This window comes from Crassaminicella thermophila (genome assembly GCF_008152325.1).
GTDB classification, from domain to species: domain Bacteria; phylum Bacillota; class Clostridia; order Peptostreptococcales; family Thermotaleaceae; genus Crassaminicella_A; species Crassaminicella_A thermophila.
The window spans coordinates 509,773-532,680 of sequence record NZ_CP042243.1; the positions used below are offsets into that span (position 1 = coordinate 509,773).

General features: G+C 30.3%; 21 protein-coding genes. 20 read left to right on the forward strand and 1 reads right to left on the reverse strand.

The genetic code is table 11. The features are described from left to right. The first annotated feature begins 9 nt into the window (after positions 1 to 9). The 9 genes from FQB35_RS02430 to FQB35_RS02470 all read left to right on the forward strand — a co-directional run bounded on the left by FQB35_RS02430 (position 10) and on the right by FQB35_RS02470 (position 7,974). The gene (locus FQB35_RS02430; RefSeq protein ID WP_148808389.1) at positions 10 to 954 is read left to right on the forward strand and encodes a GNAT family N-acetyltransferase; all 945 of its coding nucleotides are present in this window, start codon (positions 10 to 12) and stop codon (positions 952 to 954) included. A 15-nt stretch (positions 955 to 969) separates the two neighbouring features. Continuing rightward, positions 970 to 1,635 (forward strand): PIG-L deacetylase family protein, encoded by a 666-nt coding sequence (locus FQB35_RS02435; protein ID WP_148808390.1) that lies wholly within the window; start codon positions 970 to 972, stop codon positions 1,633 to 1,635. 17 nt (positions 1,636 to 1,652) lie between these two features. Further along, on the forward strand, positions 1,653 to 2,297 hold the full coding sequence (locus FQB35_RS02440; RefSeq protein ID WP_148808391.1) for an acetyltransferase: 645 nt from the start codon (positions 1,653 to 1,655) through the stop codon (positions 2,295 to 2,297). A gap of 1 nt (position 2,298) precedes the next feature. Further along, positions 2,299 to 3,375 (forward strand): nucleotidyltransferase family protein, encoded by a 1,077-nt coding sequence (locus tag FQB35_RS02445; RefSeq protein WP_148808392.1) that lies wholly within the window; start codon positions 2,299 to 2,301, stop codon positions 3,373 to 3,375. Further along, positions 3,359 to 4,351 (forward strand): NAD-dependent 4,6-dehydratase LegB, encoded by a 993-nt coding sequence (locus FQB35_RS02450; protein ID WP_269902698.1) that lies wholly within the window; start codon positions 3,359 to 3,361, stop codon positions 4,349 to 4,351. The genes FQB35_RS02445 and FQB35_RS02450 overlap by 17 nt, the downstream gene beginning before the upstream one ends. 15 nt (positions 4,352 to 4,366) lie before the next feature. Further along, positions 4,367 to 5,479 (forward strand): LegC family aminotransferase, encoded by a 1,113-nt coding sequence (locus FQB35_RS02455; RefSeq protein ID WP_148808394.1) that lies wholly within the window; start codon positions 4,367 to 4,369, stop codon positions 5,477 to 5,479. Positions 5,480 to 5,545: 66 nt separating this feature from the next. Next, positions 5,546 to 5,740, forward strand: coding sequence for a YjfB family protein (locus tag FQB35_RS02460; RefSeq protein ID WP_148808395.1), 195 nt, complete (start codon positions 5,546 to 5,548; stop codon positions 5,738 to 5,740). Between the two features lie 104 nt (positions 5,741 to 5,844). Further along, on the forward strand, positions 5,845 to 6,858 hold the full coding sequence (locus FQB35_RS02465; RefSeq protein WP_148808396.1) for an Rpn family recombination-promoting nuclease/putative transposase: 1,014 nt from the start codon (positions 5,845 to 5,847) through the stop codon (positions 6,856 to 6,858). Positions 6,859 to 6,987: 129 nt separating this feature from the next. Continuing rightward, on the forward strand, positions 6,988 to 7,974 hold the full coding sequence (locus tag FQB35_RS02470) for an Rpn family recombination-promoting nuclease/putative transposase (protein ID WP_148808397.1): 987 nt from the start codon (positions 6,988 to 6,990) through the stop codon (positions 7,972 to 7,974). A 56-nt stretch (positions 7,975 to 8,030) separates the two neighbouring features. On the opposite strand, the gene FQB35_RS02475 is transcribed toward FQB35_RS02470, so the two are convergent. Further along, positions 8,031 to 8,489: a YaaR family protein gene (locus FQB35_RS02475; RefSeq protein WP_231701840.1), complete on the reverse strand. Its 459-nt coding sequence runs from the start codon at positions 8,487 to 8,489 to the stop codon at positions 8,031 to 8,033. Positions 8,490 to 8,614: 125 nt separating this feature from the next. Here FQB35_RS02475 and FQB35_RS02480 point away from each other — a divergent pair, with 125 nt between their 5' ends. The 11 genes from FQB35_RS02480 to FQB35_RS02530 all read left to right on the forward strand — a co-directional run bounded on the left by FQB35_RS02480 (position 8,615) and on the right by FQB35_RS02530 (position 22,862). After that, positions 8,615 to 11,191, forward strand: coding sequence for a DUF6240 domain-containing protein (locus FQB35_RS02480; protein ID WP_148808398.1), 2,577 nt, complete (start codon positions 8,615 to 8,617; stop codon positions 11,189 to 11,191). Positions 11,192 to 11,205: 14 nt separating this feature from the next. Next, positions 11,206 to 11,412, forward strand: coding sequence for a hypothetical protein (locus tag FQB35_RS02485; RefSeq protein ID WP_148808399.1), 207 nt, complete (start codon positions 11,206 to 11,208; stop codon positions 11,410 to 11,412). A gap of 89 nt (positions 11,413 to 11,501) precedes the next feature. Then, positions 11,502 to 11,858 carry a flagellar protein FlaG gene (locus FQB35_RS02490; RefSeq protein WP_148808400.1) on the forward strand — a complete coding sequence of 119 codons (357 nt, stop codon included), beginning with the start codon at positions 11,502 to 11,504 and terminating at the stop codon, positions 11,856 to 11,858. Positions 11,859 to 11,892: 34 nt separating this feature from the next. Continuing rightward, positions 11,893 to 13,602, forward strand: coding sequence for a flagellar filament capping protein FliD (gene fliD, locus FQB35_RS02495; RefSeq protein ID WP_148808401.1), 1,710 nt, complete (start codon positions 11,893 to 11,895; stop codon positions 13,600 to 13,602). 24 nt (positions 13,603 to 13,626) lie between these two features. Beyond that, complete coding sequence (fliS, locus tag FQB35_RS02500) at positions 13,627 to 14,013, forward strand: flagellar export chaperone FliS (protein WP_148808402.1); 387 nt, start codon at positions 13,627 to 13,629, stop codon at positions 14,011 to 14,013. Positions 14,014 to 14,025: 12 nt separating this feature from the next. Continuing rightward, positions 14,026 to 14,511 carry a flagellar export chaperone FlgN gene (flgN, locus tag FQB35_RS02505; protein WP_148808403.1) on the forward strand — a complete coding sequence of 162 codons (486 nt, stop codon included), beginning with the start codon at positions 14,026 to 14,028 and terminating at the stop codon, positions 14,509 to 14,511. Between the two features lie 947 nt (positions 14,512 to 15,458). Beyond that, a complete protein-coding gene (gene hpf / locus FQB35_RS02510) occupies positions 15,459 to 15,986 on the forward strand; it encodes a ribosome hibernation-promoting factor, HPF/YfiA family (RefSeq protein WP_148808404.1) in 528 nt (175 codons plus the stop codon). Between the two features lie 161 nt (positions 15,987 to 16,147). Beyond that, complete coding sequence (locus tag FQB35_RS02515; RefSeq protein WP_148808405.1) at positions 16,148 to 16,744, forward strand: DUF5317 domain-containing protein; 597 nt, start codon at positions 16,148 to 16,150, stop codon at positions 16,742 to 16,744. A 115-nt stretch (positions 16,745 to 16,859) separates the two neighbouring features. Beyond that, positions 16,860 to 19,541, forward strand: a complete 2,682-nt coding sequence (secA, locus tag FQB35_RS02520) for a preprotein translocase subunit SecA (RefSeq protein WP_148808406.1) — start codon at positions 16,860 to 16,862, stop codon at positions 19,539 to 19,541. Positions 19,542 to 19,555: 14 nt separating this feature from the next. After that, positions 19,556 to 20,660, forward strand: a protein-coding gene (gene prfB / locus FQB35_RS02525) for a peptide chain release factor 2 (protein WP_148808407.1) whose coding sequence is annotated in 2 segments (ribosomal slippage) — positions 19,556 to 19,630 and positions 19,632 to 20,660 — 1,104 coding nt in all. Because the reading frame shifts where the segments join, the coding sequence is not laid out codon by codon here. A 48-nt stretch (positions 20,661 to 20,708) separates the two neighbouring features. Then, entirely contained in the window at positions 20,709 to 22,862 is a 2,154-nt protein-coding gene (locus FQB35_RS02530; RefSeq protein ID WP_148808408.1) for a Tex family protein, read from the forward strand. Positions 22,863 to 22,908 lie beyond the last annotated feature (46 nt).

A 22,908-nucleotide genomic window follows, 5' to 3' on the forward strand; every position in this document is an offset into this window, starting at 1 on the left:
AAACACTTTATGGCTTTAGTTATGGGGGAGTATAAAAAAGATGATGAGCAGTATATTTTAGAACTTTTTAAAGATGTATTTAAGAGAGAAATGACTAATGATTACTGGTCATGGAGATATGATAAAGCCCTAATTAATGAAAAATACATAAAGTTAATGTGGGAAGATAATCTATTGGTAGGTCATTATGCAGTATTTCCGATACTATTAAAAATAGGAAAAAAATACGTGAAAACAGGATTTTCAATGACGACTATGACTGCTAGACAATATAAAGGTCAAGGAATATTTAAAACACTAGCACAATCTTTGTACCTTGAAAATTATAATAATTTAAAAATTATTTGGGGATTTCCGAATGATAATTCATTATATGGATTTAAAAAATATTTAGGATGGATACATATTTCTGATATTAATATGATGGCTATTAATCTATATAATATACAAAACATTGAACCTAAAATAAATATTTGTTACACTTCTAGATTTACAGATGAATATAACAGATTATTTCAAACTATATCAGAAAAGTATGATATTATTGTTAACAGAAATAGTGAATATTTGAAATGGAGATATGTGGATAATCCGCAAAATCAGTATTATATTATGGAGTATAGGCAACAGCACAAGCTACTTGGTTACTGTATATATAAATTATTTAATAATGGTAAATTAAGTGGGGATATTGTTGATATACTTGCAATAGATAGATATGTTTTTAAAGAGTTAATAATTAATGTATTATACGAATTAAAAAATAAAGGTGCTATTAGTGCAAATATATGGATGAATGATATAGAATTTGTAGAAGAACTATTTAAGATAGGATTTATACAAACTAATGAAGTAACACATATTGGATGTAAAATAAATAGTAATAATTTAGAAGAAAACATTTTGAATTTTTCAAAATGGTATTTGACTATGGGAGATTCTGATGTTTTCTAGAAGGAGAAAAAAACAGTGAAAATATTATTTATTTCAGTTCATCCAGATGATGAAACATTAGGATGTGGTGGAACAATTTTAAAACATAGTAAAAATGGTGATGAAATTTACTGGTTGATATTAACAGATGTTAGTAAAGAATTGGGATATACAAATGAATTTATTATAAATAGACAAACTCAAATAGATGAGGTTTCCAAAGCTTATAATTTTAAAAAGGTTTATAAGTTGGGTTATCCTACTACTAAATTACACTCAATCGAATTTAATGAACTAATATCAAAGATATCATCTGTAATAAATGAGGTTAAGCCAAGTATTGTATATACAGTGAATCGTTCTGATATTCATACAGATCATCAAGTTGCTGCAAAAGCTATTATGAGTTGTACAAAGAGTTTTAGATATCCATTTATTAAAAAAATTCTCATGTATGAGTGTATATCAGAAACGGAGATAGCTTATCCTTTACAAGAGAATATTTTTATACCAAATGCATATTGCGATATTAGTGATTTTATAGAAGAAAAAATTAATATAATGAAAATATATGAATCAGAAATACAAGAGTCTCCATTGCCACGAAGTATAGAAAATATTAAGGCTTTGGCTAGATTTCGTGGTTCGACAGTAGGTGTACATTATGCTGAGGCATTTATGTTAATTAGAGATGTATTTTAAAAAGGTAGGAAATTAAAATGGATAAAGTAATCCTTGTAGGAGCAGGAGGTCATTGTAAGGTAGTTATTGATATATTAAGAAATGATTATGAGATAGTAGGTTTGACAGATATAGATAAAACAAAGCATGATAAAAAATTTTACGGAATTAATGTATTAGGTGATGATACATTATTAAAAGATTTGTATAAAAAAGGAATAAAAAAAGCATTAGTAACATTAGGAAGTGTGGGAGACAACTTATATAGAGAGAAGCTATTTAACTATGTAAGACATATTGGATTTGATTTTATAAATGCAATTAGTTCAAGGTCTATAATAGCAGATTCAGTTAAATTAGGAATAGGGAATATGATTATGGAGGGAACTATTATCAATGCAGATACAAAAATAGAAAATAATGTAATTATTAATACAGGTACTATTATAGAGCATGATTGTTATATAGAAAAACATGTTCATATATCTACAGGAGCTAGATTAGCAGGAGGTGTTAAAGTAGGAGAAGGTTCTTTCATTGGCATTGGAAGTACGGTTATTCAAGGTGTAAATATTGGAAAAAATGTTACTATCGGAGCTGGCACAGTTATTATACAAGATATACCAGATAATGTTGTAGTTGTGGGGGTACCCGGTAAAATCATTAAATACAAGGGTGATTAAATTGAGAAGAGACATTAGTAGAATATTGATTAATCCCAATACAAAAATAAAAGATATTATAGAAGTAATCGATAGAGGTGCTCTAGGGATTGCTTTGGTAGTAAATGAAGAAAATAATCTATTAGGAACAATAACTGATGGAGATATTAGACGAGCTATTATAAATGAAATATCATTTGAAGAAAAAGCTGAAAAAATTATGAATGCTAATTATATTTTTGTTCATCAAAATACTTCTTTAAAATTTATCAGCAAACTATTTGAAATGAAACAAATTAAACAAATTCCTATATTAGATGATGATGGACAAGTTGTAGATATTATTTTAATAAATGATATATTAAAGAAAAATGGTGTAGAAAATTGGGCTGTAATAATGGCTGGGGGATTGGGAACTAGGTTAAGACCATTAACTTATGAAGTGCCAAAGCCTATGATCAAAGTTGGAAATAAGCCTATTTTAGAAACTATTATTAATCAATTAAGTTATCATGGGTTTAAGAATATTTTGATATCTGTAAATTATAAAGGACAAATTATTGAGAATTATTTCAGAGATGGAAGTAATTTTGATGTAAATATAGAGTATATATATGAAAAGAAAAGATTAGGTACAGCTGGGGCTTTGAAATTGGCAAAGCATTACTTAGACAAACCATTTGTTATGATGAATGGAGACTTACTAACAAAAGTAAATTTTAAAGAATTGCTAGAATATCACAATAAGAATAGCTTGGATATCACCATTGGAACTAAAAAATACGATATAGAGATTCCGTATGGTGTTATAGAAACAGATGGTATAGAAGTAAAAAGCTTAAGAGAAAAGCCGAAGATAGATTTTTTTATAAATGGAGGAATTTATTGTATAAATCCGGCTGTAATAGAGTTTATACCAGATAATCAATATTATGATATTACAGAATTAATTAATAAGCTATTGATTGAAAAATTTGATGTAGGAAGTTTTCCTATTAGAGAATATTGGCTAGATATTGGACAAATGCCAGATTACGAGAGGGCTGTTATAGATTATTATGATATATTTGGAGGTGAGGTTTGTGCAACTAAAGAATAAAAAAGTACTTATAACAGGATCTGAAGGATTTATCGGAAGTCATTTAACGGAAAGGTTAGTAGAACTAGGCGCAAAGGTAACAGCGTTAGTACAATATAACTCATTTAATAATTGGGGATGGATTGATACATTAGATAATCGTATAAAAAAAGAAATTGAAGTTTATACAGGAGATATTCGAGAATATGATAATATGGCAAAGGTCATACAAGGAAGAGATGTAGTATTTCATCTTGCAGCACTCATTGCTATTCCTTATTCGTACCAATCACCAGCAGCCTATGTAAGAACTAATGTAGAAGGGACTTTGAATGTAATGGAAGCATGTAGAGTTTATGGAATAGAAAAGGTTATTCATACATCAACCAGTGAAGTTTATGGAACAGCTTTATATGTTCCCATTGATGAGAAGCATCCATTACAAGGACAATCCCCTTATTCTGCTAGTAAAATTGGTGCTGACAAAATGGCAGAAAGCTATTATCGATCTTTCAATCTGCCTGTAGCAACTATAAGACCCTTTAATACTTATGGACCTAGACAATCTGCAAGAGCAGTAATACCAACTATTATATCTCAAATATTAGCAGGAAAGAAAACTATTAAATTAGGGGCATTATCTCCTACAAGAGATTTTAATTATGTAAAGGATACAGTAGAAGGATTTATAAAAATGGCAGAGGTAGATGAAAGTGTAGGACAAGTTGTAAATGTTGGTACAAATAATGAAATCTCTATTGGAGACTTAGTGAAAAAGATTATTAAATTGATAGGAAAAGAAGTAACGATAGAATGTGAAGAGAATAGGTTAAGACCAGAAAAAAGTGAGGTAAATAGACTTTGGTGCGAAAATGCAAAAGCAAAAGAAATTTTAGATTGGCAACCAAAGTATACATTAGATGAAGGATTAACAGAAACCATAGAGTGGATAAAAGAAAATTTATATTGTTTTAAGACAGATATATATAATGTGTAGAAAAGAGTGATTTAAATGATCCCTTTGTGTATACCAGAGATAAAAGGAAACGAATGGAAATATATAAAAGAATGCTTGGATACCAATTGGGTATCTTCTTCTGGAAAATATGTGGATTTGTTTGAAGAGCGATTTAAAAATTATATCGAAAGTTCTCAAGCAGTTGTTACTATGAATGGAACGTCTGCAATTCATTTAGCACTAAGAGTACTTGGTATAGGAGAAGGAGATGAAGTTATTGTACCTTCTATGACTTTTATTGCATCTGTTAATCCTATTTTATATGTAGGGGCAGAGCCGGTGTTTGTTGATGTGTGTAAGGATACCTACGTAATGGATATTAGTAAGGTTGAAAGCTTAATTACAGAAAAAACAAAAGCTATTATTCCAGTTCATTTGTATGGAAATATGGTAGATATGGAACCTTTAATAGAGTTGGCAGAAAAATATAACTTATACATTATTGAAGATGCAACAGAAGGTTTAGGTTCTGAATATAAAATGAATGATGGAATTTGGAAAAAAGCTGGGACTATAGGACATATAGGGTGCTTTAGTTTTAATGGGAACAAGCTTATTACAACCGGTGGTGGAGGAATGCTTGTAACCGATAATATAGATTTAGGGAGAAAAGCTAAAAGTTTAAGTACTCAAGCAAAGGTAGTTGAAGATAATAATGCTTTTTTTCATGATGATATAGGATATAATTTTAGGATGCCTAATATTTTAGCTGCAATGGGATTAGCACAATTAGAAAATATTGAAGAATATATTTCAGCTAAAAAAGAACATGCAAGGGTTTATGATGAAATGTTAAAAAATATAGAAGGAATTAGTTTATCAAAAGAACTTAAAAATGAAAAACGTTGTTTTTGGCTCTATGCATTAGTGATTGAAGATGATTTTGGGAAGAGTCGTGATGAACTGATTTTAGAAATGAAAAAGAATTATATTGAAACAAGACCATTTTTTCAACCAATTCATAAAATGAAGCCGTACAAAGATTTTAGATGTGGTAATTTATGTGTTACAGAGGAGTTAGCTTTAAAAGGAATAAATTTACCAAGCTCAGTGGGATTGAAAAAACAAGAGATATATAAGGTTTGTCAAGTTATTCAGAATATATGATACGGGACGGGTTGTCATATTTTATTAGATATATTTATTCTATGCTAATGCGAGGGAGGTGATTTTATGGATATAGCGGCAATGTCTACAATGCTTAGTCAAGGAAAGATAATGCAGCAGGCAAATCTTTCTGTAATGAAGATGGCGATGGATTCGGCTCAAAATTCTGGTCAAATGATAAAGGATTTAGCTGATACTGCTAAGATAATGGAACAGTCAGTAAATCCTCATTTGGGAAAAAATATTGATATTCAGCTGTGACAGGGGACGGTTCTTCGTCATATTAAATAAGCCTTCTTGACAAAATGTTGAGAAGGCTTATTTGTATGGTATAATAAGAATATACCAAAGAAGATGGTGATTAGATGGAAAAAGATAAGAAGTTATATAATGAACATGATTTAGGATATAAGCATATACTTTCGCATAAAAAGAATTTCATAGATTTTTTAAGAAGTTTTGTAAAAAAAGAATGGGTAGACTTAATAGAAGAAGAAAATTTAATACTAATAGACAAAGAATTTATACAAGAAGACTTTAAAGAGGAAGAAGCGGATATAGTATATAAAGTGAATATAGATGGAAAAGACATAATATTTTATGTATTATTAGAGTTACAATCGAGAGTAGACTTTAGAATGCCAATAAGGCTTTTGATGTATATGACAGAGATATGGAGAGATGAGCTTAAAAATACAGAAGAAAAATATAAAAGAAGAGAAAAAAAGTATAGATTACCAGTAATAGTGCCTATAGTACTATATAATGGAAAAAACAGATGGACAGCAGTGAGAAGTTTTAAAGAAATATTAAATGGATATGAATTATTCGAAGAAAATGTTGTAGACTTTAAATATTTATTATTCGATGTAAATAGAATGGATAAAGAAGAATTACTTAAGATAGCAAATGTAGTAAGTAGTGTATTTTTATTAGATCAAGATGTAGAAATAGAAGAAATAATAAAAAGACTTAAGTTAATAGGGAGAATAATAAGAAGTAATGCGACAAAGGAGCAGGAAAAGTCATTTAGGAGTTGGTTATTAAATATATTTAAGAATAGATTTGAAGGAGATAAAAGAGACAATATATATAAATTACTGACAGAAGTATCAGAAATGGAGGTGGATGATATGGTGAGTAATTTAGGAAGAAAGTTAGAAGAAGAATTTAAGCATAGAGAAAAAAAGGGGATCCAGCGAGGAATCCAGCGAGGAATCCAGCAAGGAATCCAGCAAGGAATCCAGCAGGGAATCCAGCAAGGAAAGAAAGAAATGGTAAGGAATTTATTGTTATTAGGAGTAGACATAGAAAAAATCATAAAGGCATCAGAATTAAGCAAAGAAGATATAGAAAAAATAAAAAGAGAGATGAATTAATGCAGAAGTATTAAAGGGGACGATTCTTAAGCATGACAAGGAACAGTCCCCTGTCATACTTTTGACAAAATGTTGAGAGGGCTTATTTGTATGGTATAATAAGAATATACCAAAGAAGATGGTGATTAGATGGAAAAAGATAAGAAGTTATATAATGAACATGATTTAGGATATAAGCATATACTTTCGCATAAAAAGAATTTCATAGATTTTTTAAGAAGTTTTGTAAAAAAAGAATGGGTAGACTTAATAGAAGAAGAAAATTTAATACTAATAGACAAAGAATTTATACAAGAAGACTTTAAAGAGGAAGAAGCGGATATAGTATATAAAGTGAATATAGATGGAAAAGACATAATATTTTATGTATTATTAGAGTTACAATCGAGAGTAGACTTTAGAATGCCAATAAGGCTTTTGATGTATATGACAGAGATATGGAGAGATGAGCTTAAAAATACAGAAGAAAATATAAAGAAGAGAAAAAAGTATAGATTACCAGTAATAGTGCCTATAGTACTATATAATGGAAAAAACAGATGGACAGCAGTGAGAAGTTTTAAAGAAATATTAAATGGATATGAATTATTCGAAGAAAATGTTGTAGACTTTAAATATTTATTATTCGATGTAAATAGAATGGATAAAGAAGAATTACTTAAGATAGCAAATGTAGTAAGTAGTGTATTTTTATTAGATCAAGATGTAGAAATAGAAGAAATAATAAAAAGACTTAAGTTAATAGGGAGAATAATAAGAAGTAATGCGACAAAGGAGCAGGAAAAGTCATTTAGGAGTTGGTTATTAAATATATTTAAGAATAGATTTGAAGGAGATAAAAGAGACAATATATATAAATTACTGACAGAAGTATCAGAAATGGAGGTGGATGATATGGTGAGTAATTTAGGAAGAAAGTTAGAAGAAGAATTTAAGCATAGAGAAAAAAAGGGGATCCAGCGAGGAATCCAGCGAGGAATCCAGCAAGGAATCCAGCAAGGAAAGAAAGAAATGGTAAAGAATTTATTATTATTAGGAGTAGATATAGAAAAAATCATAAAGGCATCAGAATTAAGCAAAGAAGATGTAGAAAAAATAAAAAGAGAGATGAATTAATGTAGAAGTATTAAAGGGGACGATTCTTAAGCATGACAAGGAACCGTCCCCTGTCACTACATAAACATATCTAACAACATTCCTCGGATATCATCAAGTTTTTTTAATATAGAGATTCTATCAACTTCTTGCTTTAAAAAATCATGGGTTAGATCTGCAAGGGCTTTATCTACTTGTTTTACTTGTGAAAAAACACGATGGCGGCCTCGTCTATCTAAAAAATTGTCTTTTGAAAAAACATGAGAGTTTGTTACGACTACATTTAAAAATTCTTTCACTAGCTTTTTATATTCTGTTAAATCTTGTAGATATAATCTATCTCCAATTTTTTCTGACTTTTCAACAATCTTATCATACAACTTTTGTGCATGTTTTTTTACCTCATCAGATTTTATCTTATCGAATTTTTCCAAGAAAGTATTTTTTAAGGTTAATTCTTTATTTTGATTAACTATAGCAGGGGGTTTTGGTGCATTTGGTCCTTGAATGGGACGTATAGTGTTCAAAAAATTCACTTCCTTTCCTTCCACTCTTTTAAATATATCGGCAAGTTATTTAAAAATTTTTATAGGTATTATTTTAAAGAAAAATACAAAATTAGTCGATAAATACATATAAGAAAAAATAAGGTGGTAGAAGGATGCATAGTTTAATGAATTTAAACTTTTTCAAAATAAAAAATATATATGGTAGTGTTGTAAAAAAGCCTTTTCAAATAAATGGTATTTTATTAGGAAAAGAAAAAAATACTGTACGGGTGGCTATTGGTAACTGTCGAATTGTGGAAGCTGTATTGAAGGATAAGATACAAGAACGCATAGGGGATAAGGTTTCAATTGATAAATCTAAGATTATTTCTATGAGGATTTATGACCAATTAGAAAATGCAAAGCCAATAAAGCAAGATAAATATGAGGAAATGTTGAAATTTTATGGAGTTGATTTGACAGAACAATCTTTAGAAGCGGTAAAAGCACTAGAGAAATTTAATATTCCAGCAAGTAAGGAATCTATTGAATCTCTTATGGTTTCTAGGAGATATTTTGATGTTATAAAGGAACAATTAAATCATGATATGGCAATCAAGCTTATGGAAAAGAATGTAGACATAGAGCATGAATCTCTTCAAAAAGTAGCCAATGCTATAGAAGAAATCAGAGAAGAAAAGGAGAGTGCATCTCCTTGGAATTTTTTTAGTAGAAATAAGGAGATAACGACTGAAGAAGCAGAAAAAATAGCCAAAAAGGTTTATGGAAGTCCTATGGGAAAAGATATTACAGATATTATAAAAGCACTTCATAAAGAGGGAGTTAGTATTAATAAGAAAAATATTGAAAGAGTTTATGATATTTTTTATAAATTAGGCAAGCTAGATAGGATGCAAGATGAATATTTTGCAGATGTATACAAACAAGAAATAGAACCTACAATCGAAAATCTTTATAATGTGAAGTATCATGTTAAGGAAGGTATGATTCCTAGTAAGTCACAGCTTTCACGTTTGGCAACAAACATTTATGAAGATCATAGTTTGAAATCTGGGAAGGTTTCAGATAAAACTTTAGAAATGATTAAAGATAAAATAAGTGATCACTTAAAAGCTTTAGGGTTAGAAATTACTAAAGAGCATATAGAGTTAGCAAAAGTACTTATTAAAGCAGGAATTTCTTTGACAAAAGAAAATATAAATGCAGTTTTAAATATGAAAGATGCTTTGAAAGATCTAACGAAAGAATTAGATGTACAAAAAGCATGCAAAATGATTAGGGACGGATTTAATATTGAAAAGCAAGATATCAGAAGGGTTATAAAGGTTTTAAATATATTTTATAAACAAGATTCAGGAATAAATGCTATAAGAATAGAAGATATGTCTTTTTCTGAAAAAATAATGAATCTTTCTAAAAAGACTTTTGATAAAGGAATAAATCGTATTGCAAATATAAATCAAATGCTTAGTAAAGTAAAGGCACTGAACTTTCAGCAAATTACTTTTCATATGACAAAGGGAATTCCGCTAAATCTTAGGCAAATAAGCAATACTTATGATCATTTAATGAATAATAATGCATCTAATAAAATGTTTCAATTGGAAGAACAAAAAATTATAAATTATTTAAAAGCAAATGAGGAAGATTTAAGATTAAAAGAAATTCCTAAAGGAGTAGCATTAGATGCAGGAAAAGCACTTGTAAGCAGTGGTTTACAGATAAGCATTGTGAATATACAGAAGGTTTTTGAAATATATGGACGATATAGCAGGATAAGAAAAAATTTATCCCCTAAAATTATTATAGACAGTGTTAAAGAAGAAAAAGATTTAGAGAATATGGAGCTAGAAAAATTAGATGCCTATGTAAAGGAAAAGATGGCTGAGCAAGGGGAAAATGAAAGTGATTTTGATGATAATCATAAAATGAAGAATATAAAAAAAATGGTAGAGAATATATGTGAAGCAGGAAAGGAAAAAGATACTATCTTTCCTTTATTGTTGAAAAATAATATGCTATTTTCCTTAAAAGAAATAGAGGGTATTTATTTGTACCTTAAAAATCAACAGCAGTTAGGAAATAAAATTGGTGAAATGGTTCAGTTGATAGGTAAAGTAGATAATCCTAAGCTTCGTGAGGCTCTATTGAAGTTAAAGAAATTATCAAAAAAAATATCAGAAAAATTAAAAGAAGGAGAACTAACAGGGGACACGTCTTATGATGAATTACTTAAGCATATTGGAAATATGCAAAAGGATATGACATTTTCTGAGGATGAGACCTTTAAAGAACATATGAAAGAGCTACTAGATTCTTTAGAGATGCAAAGAAAGCTAAATCATAAAAACTTAACGGTACAATTTCCTGTGTTATTAGGAGAACAATTTAAAAATCTGCAAGTTTATATACAGGAAAGTAGTATTTTTAAAAAAGGAGCTTCAGAAAACTTAAGAACAGTTTTTATGAATTTAGATACAAATCATATAGGTCAAATAAATATGATGCTTGGTATAGAGAAAAATCAAGTAGATTTAACCATAGGGGTAAATGGATACGAGGAGAGAGACAAATTAATAAAAAAGCTTCCTTTTTTAGAAGAAATGCTTAAGGATATGGGATATGTGCTAAAGAAGGTATCCTTTGATTTAGAAGCAAGCAATCAACGAATTAAAGAAAAGGTTCATGAAAGTGAACAAAATTATTTTATTTTTGATTTGAAAATATAGAAGGAGAAGTATTTATGAAGAATGGACAGCTTTTAAATATGAACAAGCAATTCATAATTCGTGAAAAAGATATTCAAAAAGCATATTTTTTAGACAAAAATTTTGATAAAGAGTTAGAAGAGAAAAATAAGCAAAATGGATTAAGCAAAAATGTGCTTTCAGTAGATTTTTGCAAGGTAATAGGTAAAATATTGACTTTTGTGGAGGAAGCAGACCAATAAAAACAAAAAATAAATATTCTTATATAAAGTACAATAAACTGATTGCCGATAAAATAGGTATAAAATTGATTTAAGGATGGTGTTTACTTATGAGAATCGATGGAATTAATATTATAGGAAATCAGTATCAAGGAGCGAATAATTATGGAGGAGCAACTCAAACAGCTGAGAAAGAAGTGCAAATTAAAGACCCTAATCAGATAAGAAATGAGAACTTTCCTGGAGAGCAGCAGTTGATTGAAGCTATAGAAAAATCAAATGAAGATTTGAAGCTAGACAACACAAGATTACACTTTTCTATCCATGAAAAAACAAAACAAATCATAGTAAAGATTATTGATAATAATACTGAAGAAACGATTAGAGAGATTCCATCAGAGAAAATATTAGATATGGTGGCAACAATGATGGAGAGAACAGGATTGTTTGTTGATAAAAAAGCGTAAAGTGGTGGAAGGCTTTTAGGAAGGGGATGAGCATATGGATAGTATGCGTATTACAGGACTGGCTTCTGGTATGGATACAGAAAGTATGGTAAGGGATTTAATGAAGGCAGAGCGTGTAAGAGTAGATAAATACTATCAGCAAAAGGAAATTGATAAATGGAAACAAGAACAGTATAATGATATAAATAAGGAACTTGCTAACTTTGTATTAGATGTATCTAAAGAGTTTGGTGTGAGTAGAAGAAGCTATGGTTCTATGATTTCTGATACATCATCTCTTAATTGGGTAAAGAAGGCTTCTAGCTCTGATGATACTATATTTACTGCAAATGCTACAGCTAAAGCTGTATCAGGGACACATAAAATAAAAGTAAAGCAGCTAGCAGAAGGGGTTAGTGTAGGTAGTAAGAGTGAAGTGTTAGCAGGTACAAGCAAAGCAACTTCTTCTACAAAGTTGTCTGAATTAGGAGTTAATGATGGTCTAATAACTTTTCAAATTAATGTAGATGGTACACAAAAAGATGTAACAGTCAATTTTTTAGCTACAGATACGATTGAAGACCTTGTAGACAAAATAAATAGTGCAACAACAGCTGATGGTGATGCTTTAGGAATACAAGCTAGCTTTGATGATACATCGGGAAGACTGTTTTTATCTACAAAAGAAACAGGAAATGCTTCGCAGATAAAAATTACAAGTGACGCTGAAAATTTATTTACTGGAAACAGTAATAAGTTCAAATTACTTGACGAAAGTGATCAAGCAATTTTTACTATTGGTACAGCAGTAACTGGAAAAGATGCACAAATAGATTTTGATGGAGCAGTAGGTATTACTTATTCTTCAAACCAGTTTACAATCAATGGAATAGACATTAATCTAAATGCATTACCTACAAATACAGATACAGAATATACTATAAAAGTAGAAACTGATGTAGATGGTGTATACAATAAAATAAAATCCTTTGTAGATAAATATAATGACCTTATTGATAAACTAAATAAGAAAGTATCTGAAAAGCGTTATAGAGATTTCATGCCTTTAACAAAAGAGCAAAAAGAAGCAATGAATGAAGATGATATTAAGCTATGGGAAGAAAAAGCAAAGAGTGGTCTTTTAAAAAATGATGATATAATTACTCGTACAATTCAAAATATGAGAAATGGATTGTATGAGACTGTATATAAAGATGGAGCAACAGAAGCATTAGGTGTATTTAGTCAATTATCTCAAATTGGTATTACTACAGGTGAATGGAAGGATAAAGGAAAATTAGTTATTAGTGATGACCCAGAAAAAGGCTTAAAAGCTGCTATAGAAAAGGATGTTGATGCTGTATTAGACCTTTTATTTAAACCATCTTCTATAACCAAAAGCGATAAAGACCTAACAGCAGAAGAAAGAGAAACAAAGCGCAAGGAATCAGGTCTTTTAAACCGTTTATTTGATGATATTGTTACAGGAATGAAAGATATTGTAAACAAGTCTGGTACAGGAGAAAATGCAGATTTATACAGGGATGTAAAAAGTAATATACTGATAGATTTTGTTACAAATATGGGTTCTATTAGTTATTTAGATAAAGATATACTAAATGTTGAAAAAAGCATTACAAGAGAAGAAGACAGATTAGAAAAGATTGAAGATAATTATTGGCGTAAGTTTACAGCTATGGAAAAAGCATTGAGTGAAATGAATTCCCAAAGTGCATGGTTAATGAGTCAAGTTGGTGGAATGTAGAAACAAAAAGAGGAGTGGATAGAGATGGCAATGCGCAATCCTTACGGTGGATTGAATCAATACAAACAAAATAATATAATGACAGCTCCACCACAGGAGCTGACTTTGATGCTTTACAATGGTGCAGTGAAGTTTGTGAATCAAGCAATACTTTTTATTGAACAAAAAAATATACAAAAATCCCATGAAGCTATCATAAGAGCAAATGATATTATTACAGAGTTGAATGCAACATTAGACATGAAATATGAAGTTTCAAAGGGATTAAGAGCAATATATGACTTTATATCTGAAAAATTGGTAGATGCAAATATAAAGAAAGATAAAGGAATCTTAGAAGAAGTATTACCATTAATTACAGAACTGAGAGATACTTGGAAACAAGCGATGGAACTAGCAAAAAAGAGATAATGAGGCGATCTTATGAATATAAAGGATACAATTGATTTATTGATAGATATATCAAAGAAAAAAGAAACAGCTTTAAAAAAAATTTTGAACTTAACTATTATGCAAGAAGGCCTTATAAAAAACAATGATTTAGAAAAATTAGGAGATTTACTTAAAAAAAAGCAGTATTTAATTGAAAAGATTAACCAGATGGATATAGATTTTTTAAGCAATTATGGACGATTAAAAAAATCTTTAGGAATTACTTCTATTGAAAATGTAAATGTAGAGGAATATCCTTCTTTAAAGGAATTAAAACTACATATTCAAAATATTATGAAAAGCCTTAGACAAATAGATGAGATTGATAAAAGAAACACAAAAAATTTACAGATAGATTTTGATAAAGTAAAAGAAGAATTAAAAAAAATAAAAGCAAAAAAACAAAGTTCAAAAATCGCTGCAAGCTACATGAAAAAATATGCTAGTGTACAAGGGGTATTTATTGATAAAAAATAAATAGTTATTAGATATTGCTAAAATACTAAAAAACCTGTATAATTCTATATGCATAGTTTAGGTCTGTGGTTGAAAGTCCATGCCAGTCGCAGGCAAAAGGACCCACGTAAGGTGGTTTTAAAAGCGAAACCACTGATCATGGTGCGGCTTAGATGTAAGACCTGCCAGAGTTATTCTGAGAGGGGCAGTAGTGATGGTAACCCCAGAGCGAAATTTCCAGCAGGCGAGTGTGGGGGCAAAAGACCAGGTCAGCTAACTATGTAATATTTACGATATCCTTGATACAAATGTATCGAGGATTTATTTTTTGCTGATATAAAAAATAAGAATATTTTTTCATAAAACTACATATAATAATAAGATGTAAAAATATTCTGTCACTTAATCAAAAAAAATGAAATGCAAAAGTATGTCGAAAACGGAATAAAATAAGTATAAATGCATGACAAATTAGTACATATATAGTCAAAAAAATACTTGTCCACTGGAAATACACAATCTTTTCCACAAAGAAAAAGGTTGAAAAATAGGTTATCAACAATGTTATCCACATTATCAACAGAAAAACATTCAACATACTCCCATACTGTGGATAAACTGTGCAAATTAATAAATTTGCATAAAATAGATTCCATGAAAACCTATTTTTTTTAGAAAAATAAGGATAAAAGATGAAATGTTGAGAAAATTCTGTGGATAAAATGGTGGATACTGTTGAAAAGTTATAAGAAAAAAATATTTTGTTCCTTGTTTGAGAAGTATGATAGTGGGTAAAATAATAAATATAATACTTGTCCTAAAACTTATAATGAATTTTTAAAAATAAAGGAAATATACAAAGGTATATCGAATAGTAATATATTAATATAAAGACATAAAAGATCATTAAGTTTTGGGTTAAGTTTTAATAACTTACTCACTATATTTGCTGGAAGGAGCTGAAGTATATGATAGTTATTGTAAGTGGAAAAAATTTAGAAGTTACAGATGCTTTAAAGGACATGGTAAAAGCAAAATTAGAGAGGTTTGGAAAATATTTCAAGGAAGATACAGAGGCTCAAGCAACTTTAACAGTAGAAAAAAATAGGCAAATTATTGAGATTACCATTCCTATTAATGGTACTATTCTCAGAGCAGAAGAAGCCACAGAAGATATGTATACATCTGTAGATAAAGCTATAGACAAATTATACAAGCAGATTAGAAAGCATAAAACAAAACTACAAAAAAGATATAAAGGTCATGATACCATTCGATTTGAAGATATACCTAATTTTAATGATGATAAGGATGAAGCAAAAATTGTAAAAACAAAGAGATTTCCAGTAAAACCTATGGATGCAGAAGAAGCAGTACTACAAATGGAGTTATTAGGACATAATTTTTACGTATTTACAAATAGTGATACAGATGATGTAAATGTGGTTTATAAAAGAAAAGATGGAAATTATGGATTGATAGAACCAACCTTCTAATAAGAATAAGGAGCAGCAAGGCTGCTCTTTTTTCTATGTCATTCTCTTATCTTTTTATATTTCTTTTTTTAGAATTTTTTAAAAAGAAAATAAAAAATAAGAGGAAAAAGGGGTATGAGAATCGAATCATAGTATAAATTGACTTCTAGGGAGTGGTGAATTTGTTAATTGAAGGAACGATAATCGGGTTGCTTTTAGGAAAAATCAGAGGGGGTAGACTAGAAAATTTAAAATTTTTGACTATAAGAGGATGGCCTTTATTTATACTGGCTTTGATTCTTCAAATAATGCTTATATTTGAAACTCCTTTTTTATCTCGATATGAAGGATATGTTTATGCTATTTCTTTGATTTTTTTGCTTATTGTTTTGGTTATAAATATAGATAAAAAAGGTTTTTGGGTATTACTAATTGGTGTGACTCTAAATCTATTGGTGATTTTTTTGAATAACGGAAAGATACCTATATCTTTTGAAAGCTTAGATTTAGCAGGAAAAATATCTTTAATAGAAGGAATAAAAAGTGGAGAAATATTAAGATATATACCGTTAGAGGATGCTAAAACATGGACAAAATTTTTAGCAAAATGCATTGTAATTCCAAAACCATATCCCTTGTCGAAGGTTATTAGTGTAGGAAATATATTTATCAGTTTGGGTATTGTTTTGTTTATACAAGGGGAAATGATACGAATACGAAGGAGATTTGGGCATAGAAGTACAAAAATGATAATATTTCAATATAAAGGGCAAAAATAAGGAAGAATGAGAATTCTTCCTTTTGTATTGTAAATATTTACCTTTGCATGTACATTTCATTATGTTACAATGAAAGTTGGAGCAGTATGCACTCATTTAGAGAGGATGATAAAAAATGAAGTTTTTAGAAAAGATATTCGGTAGTTTTAATGATAGAGAAGTGAAAAGATTATTTAAGATAGTAGACCAAATAGAGGCATTAGAAGAAAAAATCAAAAAATTAAGTGATGAAGAATTAAAAAATAAAACTAATGTATTTAAAGAAGAATTAAAAAATGGAAAAACATTAGATGACTTATTACCAGAAGCTTTTGCAGTAGTAAGAGAAGCAGCATGGAGAACTTTAGGAATGAGACACTTTCCTGTACAGCTTTTAGGAGGAATTGTGCTTCATCAAGGACGTATTGCTGAGATGAAGACAGGGGAAGGAAAAACTTTGGTTGCTACAGCTCCTGTATACTTAAATGCCCTTGAAGGAAAAGGTGTACATGTTGTAACTGTTAATGATTATTTGGCAAAACGTGATATGGAATGGATGGGTAAAATTTACAATTTCTTAGGCTTATCTGTAGGCTGTATTATTCATGGAATGAGTACAGAAGCAAGAAGAGCTGCTTATAATTCAGATATTACTTATGGAACAAATAATGAATTTGGTTTTGATTATTTAAGAGACAATATGGTCATATACAAAGAAGAAATGGTTCAAAGAGAGCTAAATTATGCTATTGTGGATGAGGTAGACAGTATTTTAATAGATGAAGCAAGAACACCTCTTATTATTTCTGGAGCAGGAGAAAAGTCAACAAAGCTATATCAAATTGTAGATCAATTTGTAAGAAATCTTAAAGAAGAAGTAGATTATGTGATAGATGAAAAAGCAAACACAATTGTCTTAACAGATGAAGATGGTGGTGGTGTTGAGAAGGCAGAAAAGTTTTTTGGAATAGAAAATCTTGCAGATCCAGAAAATATGGAGATTTCTCATCATATTAATCAAGCATTAAGGGCACATAAACTAATGAAGCGTGATAAGGATTATGTGGTAAAGGATGGAGAAATTGTTATTGTTGATGAATTTACAGGAAGACTTATGTTTGGTAGAAGGTACAGCGATGGATTACATCAAGCTATAGAAGCAAAAGAAGGCTTGAGGGTGCAAAGAGAATCAAAGACTTTGGCAACCATTACCCTTCAAAACTATTTTAGAATGTATAATAAGCTAGCTGGTATGACAGGTACAGCAAAGACAGAAGAAGATGAATTTAAGCATATTTATAATATGGATGTTGTAGTAGTTCCGACAAATAAGCCTATTCAAAGAAAGGATTTGCCTGATTCTATTTATAAAACAGAAGAAGGAAAGTTTAAAGCTGTTATAAACCAGATAATAGAAAAGCATAAAAAGGGACAGCCAGTACTTGTCGGTACTATATCTATAGAAAATTCAGAGCTTTTAAGCAAAATGTTAAAAAGATATGGAATCAAGCATGAAGTTTTAAATGCAAAGCAACATGAAAGAGAAGCAGAGATTGTATCTCAAGCAGGACGATTTGGGGCTGTAACCATTGCTACAAATATGGCAGGACGTGGTACAGATATTGTATTAGGTGGAAATGCTGAATTTATGGCGAAAAAGGAATTAAAAAAGAGAGGATATAGTGATTATGTTCTTTCTATGGTTACAAGCTTTGCACCTACAGAGGATGAAGAAGTTATAGAAGCTAGAAAGCTTTATAATGAAATTTATGAAGAAATCAAAAAGATGACAGATAAAGAGCGTGAAAAGGTTGTTGAAGCTGGTGGACTTGCGATTATCGGTACGGAAAGACATGAATCAAGAAGAATTGATAATCAGTTAAGAGGACGTTCAGGTCGTCAAGGAGACAAAGGATCATCTCAATTTTTTATTTCATTAGAAGATGATTTGATGAGATTATTTGGTAGTGAAAAAATACAAGGAATTGTAGAGAAATTAGGGATGGATGATGACCAACCTATTGAAGCAGGTATTCTTTCAAAATCAATAGAGAGCGCACAAAAGAGAGTAGAAGGAAGAAACTTCTCAATAAGAAAGCATGTTCTTCAGTATGATGATGTTATGAATAAGCAAAGAGAAGTTATGTACAAAGAAAGAAGAAGGGTTTTAGAAGGAGAAAATTTAAGAGAGCATATTATGGGAATGCTTTCAAGTATTGTAGATAGTGCTATTGAAACTTATACAGCAGATGCAAAATACCCAGAAGAGTGGGATTTAAAAGGAATGGAAGACTATCTATACACTATATTTTTACCAAAAGGAAGCTTACAATTTGATGATTTAGAAGAACTGACAAAAGAAGAGCTAAAGTCAAGAATAATGAAAATGGCAGATGATTTATATCGTCAAAAAGAAGAAGAAGTTGGAGAAGAAAGAATGAGAGAATTAGAAAGAGTAATTCTTCTTCGTATTGTAGATACAAAATGGATGGATCATATTGATGCTATGGACCAACTAAGACAAGGAATTGGACTTAGAGCTTATGGACAAGAAGATCCTGTAAGAGCTTATCAAGTTGAAGGATTTGATATGTTTGAGGCTATGATTGCTAGTATACAGGAAGATACAATAAGACACTTATTCAATGTAACTGTTCAAACAGAAACACAGAGAAAACAAGTTGTAAAAGTGACAGGAATGAGAGGTCCTGATGCACCAGAAGAAAGAAAGCCTGTTACTAAGCATAATCATGTTGGAAGAAATGAACCTTGTCCATGTGGAAGTGGTAAAAAGTACAAAAAATGTTGTGGTAGATAGAAAGGCGGGATTTAATGGTACAGTTAGAACAGCTAAAGTATGAGCTTAGCTTGTTGAAAGAGCCTATTGAAGATTTGAGGGTTTCTCTTTGACATAGATAAGCTAACATCTGAGATAAAAGAATTGGATGAAAAAGCAATGGAGCCAGCGTTTTGGGATGATCCTAAGAATGCGCAAAAGATTTTGCAAAAATCAAAGCAGTTAAAAGATAAGTTAAATAGATATGAAGCATTATCTGAAAAGTATGAGGAATTAAACCTACTGCTAGATATGGCAATAGAGGAAAAAGATTTATCAGTAGAAAAGGAAGTGCAGGCTGATATTGAAAAGATTAAGGAAGAAATAGATACAATAAGGGTAGAAACCTTACTATCAGGAGAATACGATAAGAATAATGCAATTATTTCTATCCATGCAGGAGCAGGAGGTTTAGATGCTCAGGATTGGGCAGAAATGCTTTTAAGAATGTATACAAGATGGGCTGAAAAGAAAGGATACAGAGTTAAAACCCTTGATATATTACCAGATACGGAAGCTGGAATTAAAAATGTAACATTATTGATTGAAGGGGAAAATGCTTATGGGTATTTAAAATGTGAAAGAGGTGTTCACAGAATTGTAAGAATATCTCCATTTGACCCATCTGGTAAAAGACACACTTCTTTTGCATCATTAGACGTTATGCCAGAATTAGATGAAGATATAGAGATCGATATTAATCCTAATGATTTAAGGATAGATACGTATCGTGCTAGTGGTGCAGGAGGACAGCACGTAAATAAGACAGATTCAGCAATTAGGATTACTCATATTCCAACAGGAATTGTTGTACAATGTCAAAATGAGAGGTCTCAGCATAGCAATCGTGAAACAGCAATGAAAATGTTAATATCAAAGCTTATAGAAATAAAAGAACGAGAGCATAAAGATAAAATTGAGGATTTGAAAGGTGATTATAGTCAAATTGCATGGGGAAGTCAGATAAGGTCTTATGTTTTTCATCCATATAATATGGTAAAAGACCATAGAACTAATGCAGAAGTAGGAAATGTGCAAGCTGTTATGGATGGAGAAATTGATTTGTTTATTAATGAATATTTAAAAAAAGAGCAAAAATAGCTGGGGAAATACCCGGCTATTATTATAGAATTAATTGAAAGGAGTCTTATAGATTTGATTGCCAAACAATTAGCAAAAGAATTTCAAATAAAAGAATCACAGGTAAAAGCAACAATTGAATTAATTGACCAAGGAAATACCATTCCATTCATTGCAAGATATAGAAAAGAAGTAACAGGAGAGTTAAGTGATACAGTACTTAGGGAATTGTTTGATCGTCTTACATATTTAAGAAATTTAGAGAAAAGAAAAGAAGAAGTAATAAGACTTATTCATGAGCAGGACAAGCTTACAGAAGAATTAAAGGAAAAAATTCAGAATGCAATTACCCTAACAGAGGTAGAAGACTTATACAGACCTTTTAGACCAAAGAGAAGAACAAGAGCAACAATTGCAAAAGAAAAAGGACTTGAGCCATTAGCAGAAATTCTATTTTCCCAGGAAATATTCGACGGCACCATAGAGGAAATTGCAGTAAAATTTGTCAACGAAGAAAAAGATGTCAATACAGTTGAAGAAGCTATTGAAGGAGCACAAGATATTATTGCAGAGAAGGTATCAGATAATGCAGATTATCGTAAAAAAATAAGAAATTTAACCTTTTATAAAGGAATCGTGGTAGTAGTAGCTGCAAATCCTGATGAAAAATCTGTTTATGAAATGTATTATGATTACAAAGAACCTGTAAAAAAAATACTAGATCATAGGGTTTTAGCAATAAATCGTGGGGAAAAGGAAAAAATATTAAAGGTTAAAATTGATGCTCCTGTAGAAGATATATTATATTTCTTAAAAAGTGAGATAGTAAAGAAAAGAAGAAGTATAACCTCAAGCTTTGTTGAAGAAGCTGTAGAGGATAGTTACAAGAGATTAATTGCTCCATCTATTGAAAGAGAAATTCGAAATGAACTTACAGAGCGTGCAGAGGAGAAAGCAATAAAAGTATTTGCAACAAATCTTAATAATTTATTGTTGCAACCTCCTATGAAGGATATGGTTGTAATGGGTTTTGACCCTGCTTATAGAACAGGATGTAAAATAGCAGTTGTAGATGAAACAGGAAAGCTATTAGATACAACTACTGTCTATCCAACAGAGCCACAAAATGATATAGAAAATGCTAAGAAGGTTTTAAAGGAGCTAATTGAAAAATATGGAGTAAATATTATTGCTATAGGAAATGGGACTGCTTCAAGAGAATCAGAGATGTTTGTAGCAGAAATGATTCAAGAAATAGATAGAAAAATATATTATCTTATTGTAAATGAAGCAGGGGCATCTGTGTATTCGGCTTCAAAGTTAGCAGCCGAAGAATATCCAGATATTAATGTATCTTTAAGAGGAGCTATATCTATTGCAAGGAGACTACAAGATCCATTGGCAGAATTGGTAAAAATTGAACCAAAGCATATAGGGGTTGGGCAGTATCAGCATGATGTAAATCAATCAAGACTTGATGAAGCCCTAAAGGGTGTAGTAGAGGATGCAGTAAATCGTGTAGGAGTAGATTTAAATACAGCTTCTGCTTCACTGCTTCAATATATTTCTGGTATTAGTAAATCTGTGGCGAAAAATATTGTAAAATATAGAGAAGAAAATGGAAAGTTTAAAGATAGAAAAGAATTACTAAAGGTTTCTAGACTTGGACCGAGCGCTTTTGTGCAGTGTGCAGGATTTTTAAGAATTTCAGATGGCAAAAATGTATTAGACAATACAGCAGTCCATCCAGAATCCTATGGTGTTGCTGAGAAGCTATTATCAATAATAGGATATTCATTAGATGATGTAAAAAATAAAAAGCTACAAAATATTAAAGAAGAAGTAGATGATAAAAAAATAGAAGAATGGGCAAAAGAGTTAGAGGTAGGGATTCCTACACTAAAAGATATTCTTAATGAACTTAAAAAACCAGGAAGAGACCCTCGTGATGAAATGCCTAAGCCAATTTTTCGAACAGATGTGTTAAAAATCGAGGATTTGAAACCTGATATGATTTTAACAGGTACAGTAAGAAATGTAATTGATTTCGGTGCATTTGTAGATATAGGTATAAAAAATGATGGACTTGTCCACATATCAGAAATGAGTGACAAGTTTATTAAAAATCCTATGGATGTAGTTTCTGTAGGGGATGTGGTAAAGGTAAGGGTTCTGAAGGTGGATATGGAAAGACAGAAGGTTTCTTTAAGTATGAAGATATAAAATTTTATTTACTAAAGAAGGACTTTACTTAGTCCTTCTCGTTTTT

Excerpts from the sequence above, each read along its gene's own strand:
- FQB35_RS02470 (WP_148808397.1), top strand. The coding sequence starts at position 6,988 with ATGGAAAAAGATAAGAAGTTATATAATGAACATGATTTAGGATATAAG.
- fliS (WP_148808402.1), top strand. The coding sequence starts at position 13,627 with ATGGCAATGCGCAATCCTTACGGTGGATTGAATCAATACAAACAAAAT.
- FQB35_RS02460 (WP_148808395.1), top strand. The coding sequence starts at position 5,546 with ATGGATATAGCGGCAATGTCTACAATGCTTAGTCAAGGAAAGATAATG.
- FQB35_RS02440 (WP_148808391.1), top strand. The coding sequence starts at position 1,653 with ATGGATAAAGTAATCCTTGTAGGAGCAGGAGGTCATTGTAAGGTAGTT.
- FQB35_RS02455 (WP_148808394.1), top strand. The coding sequence starts at position 4,367 with ATGATCCCTTTGTGTATACCAGAGATAAAAGGAAACGAATGGAAATAT.
- flgN (WP_148808403.1), top strand. The coding sequence starts at position 14,026 with ATGAATATAAAGGATACAATTGATTTATTGATAGATATATCAAAGAAA.
- FQB35_RS02465 (WP_148808396.1), top strand. The coding sequence starts at position 5,845 with ATGGAAAAAGATAAGAAGTTATATAATGAACATGATTTAGGATATAAG.
- fliD (WP_148808401.1), top strand. The coding sequence starts at position 11,893 with ATGGATAGTATGCGTATTACAGGACTGGCTTCTGGTATGGATACAGAA.
- FQB35_RS02430 (WP_148808389.1), top strand. The coding sequence starts at position 10 with ATGGCTTTAGTTATGGGGGAGTATAAAAAAGATGATGAGCAGTATATT.
- hpf (WP_148808404.1), top strand. The coding sequence starts at position 15,459 with ATGATAGTTATTGTAAGTGGAAAAAATTTAGAAGTTACAGATGCTTTA.
- FQB35_RS02485 (WP_148808399.1), top strand. The coding sequence starts at position 11,206 with ATGAAGAATGGACAGCTTTTAAATATGAACAAGCAATTCATAATTCGT.
- FQB35_RS02490 (WP_148808400.1), top strand. The coding sequence starts at position 11,502 with ATGAGAATCGATGGAATTAATATTATAGGAAATCAGTATCAAGGAGCG.
- FQB35_RS02480 (WP_148808398.1), top strand. The coding sequence starts at position 8,615 with ATGCATAGTTTAATGAATTTAAACTTTTTCAAAATAAAAAATATATAT.
- secA (WP_148808406.1), top strand. The coding sequence starts at position 16,860 with ATGAAGTTTTTAGAAAAGATATTCGGTAGTTTTAATGATAGAGAAGTG.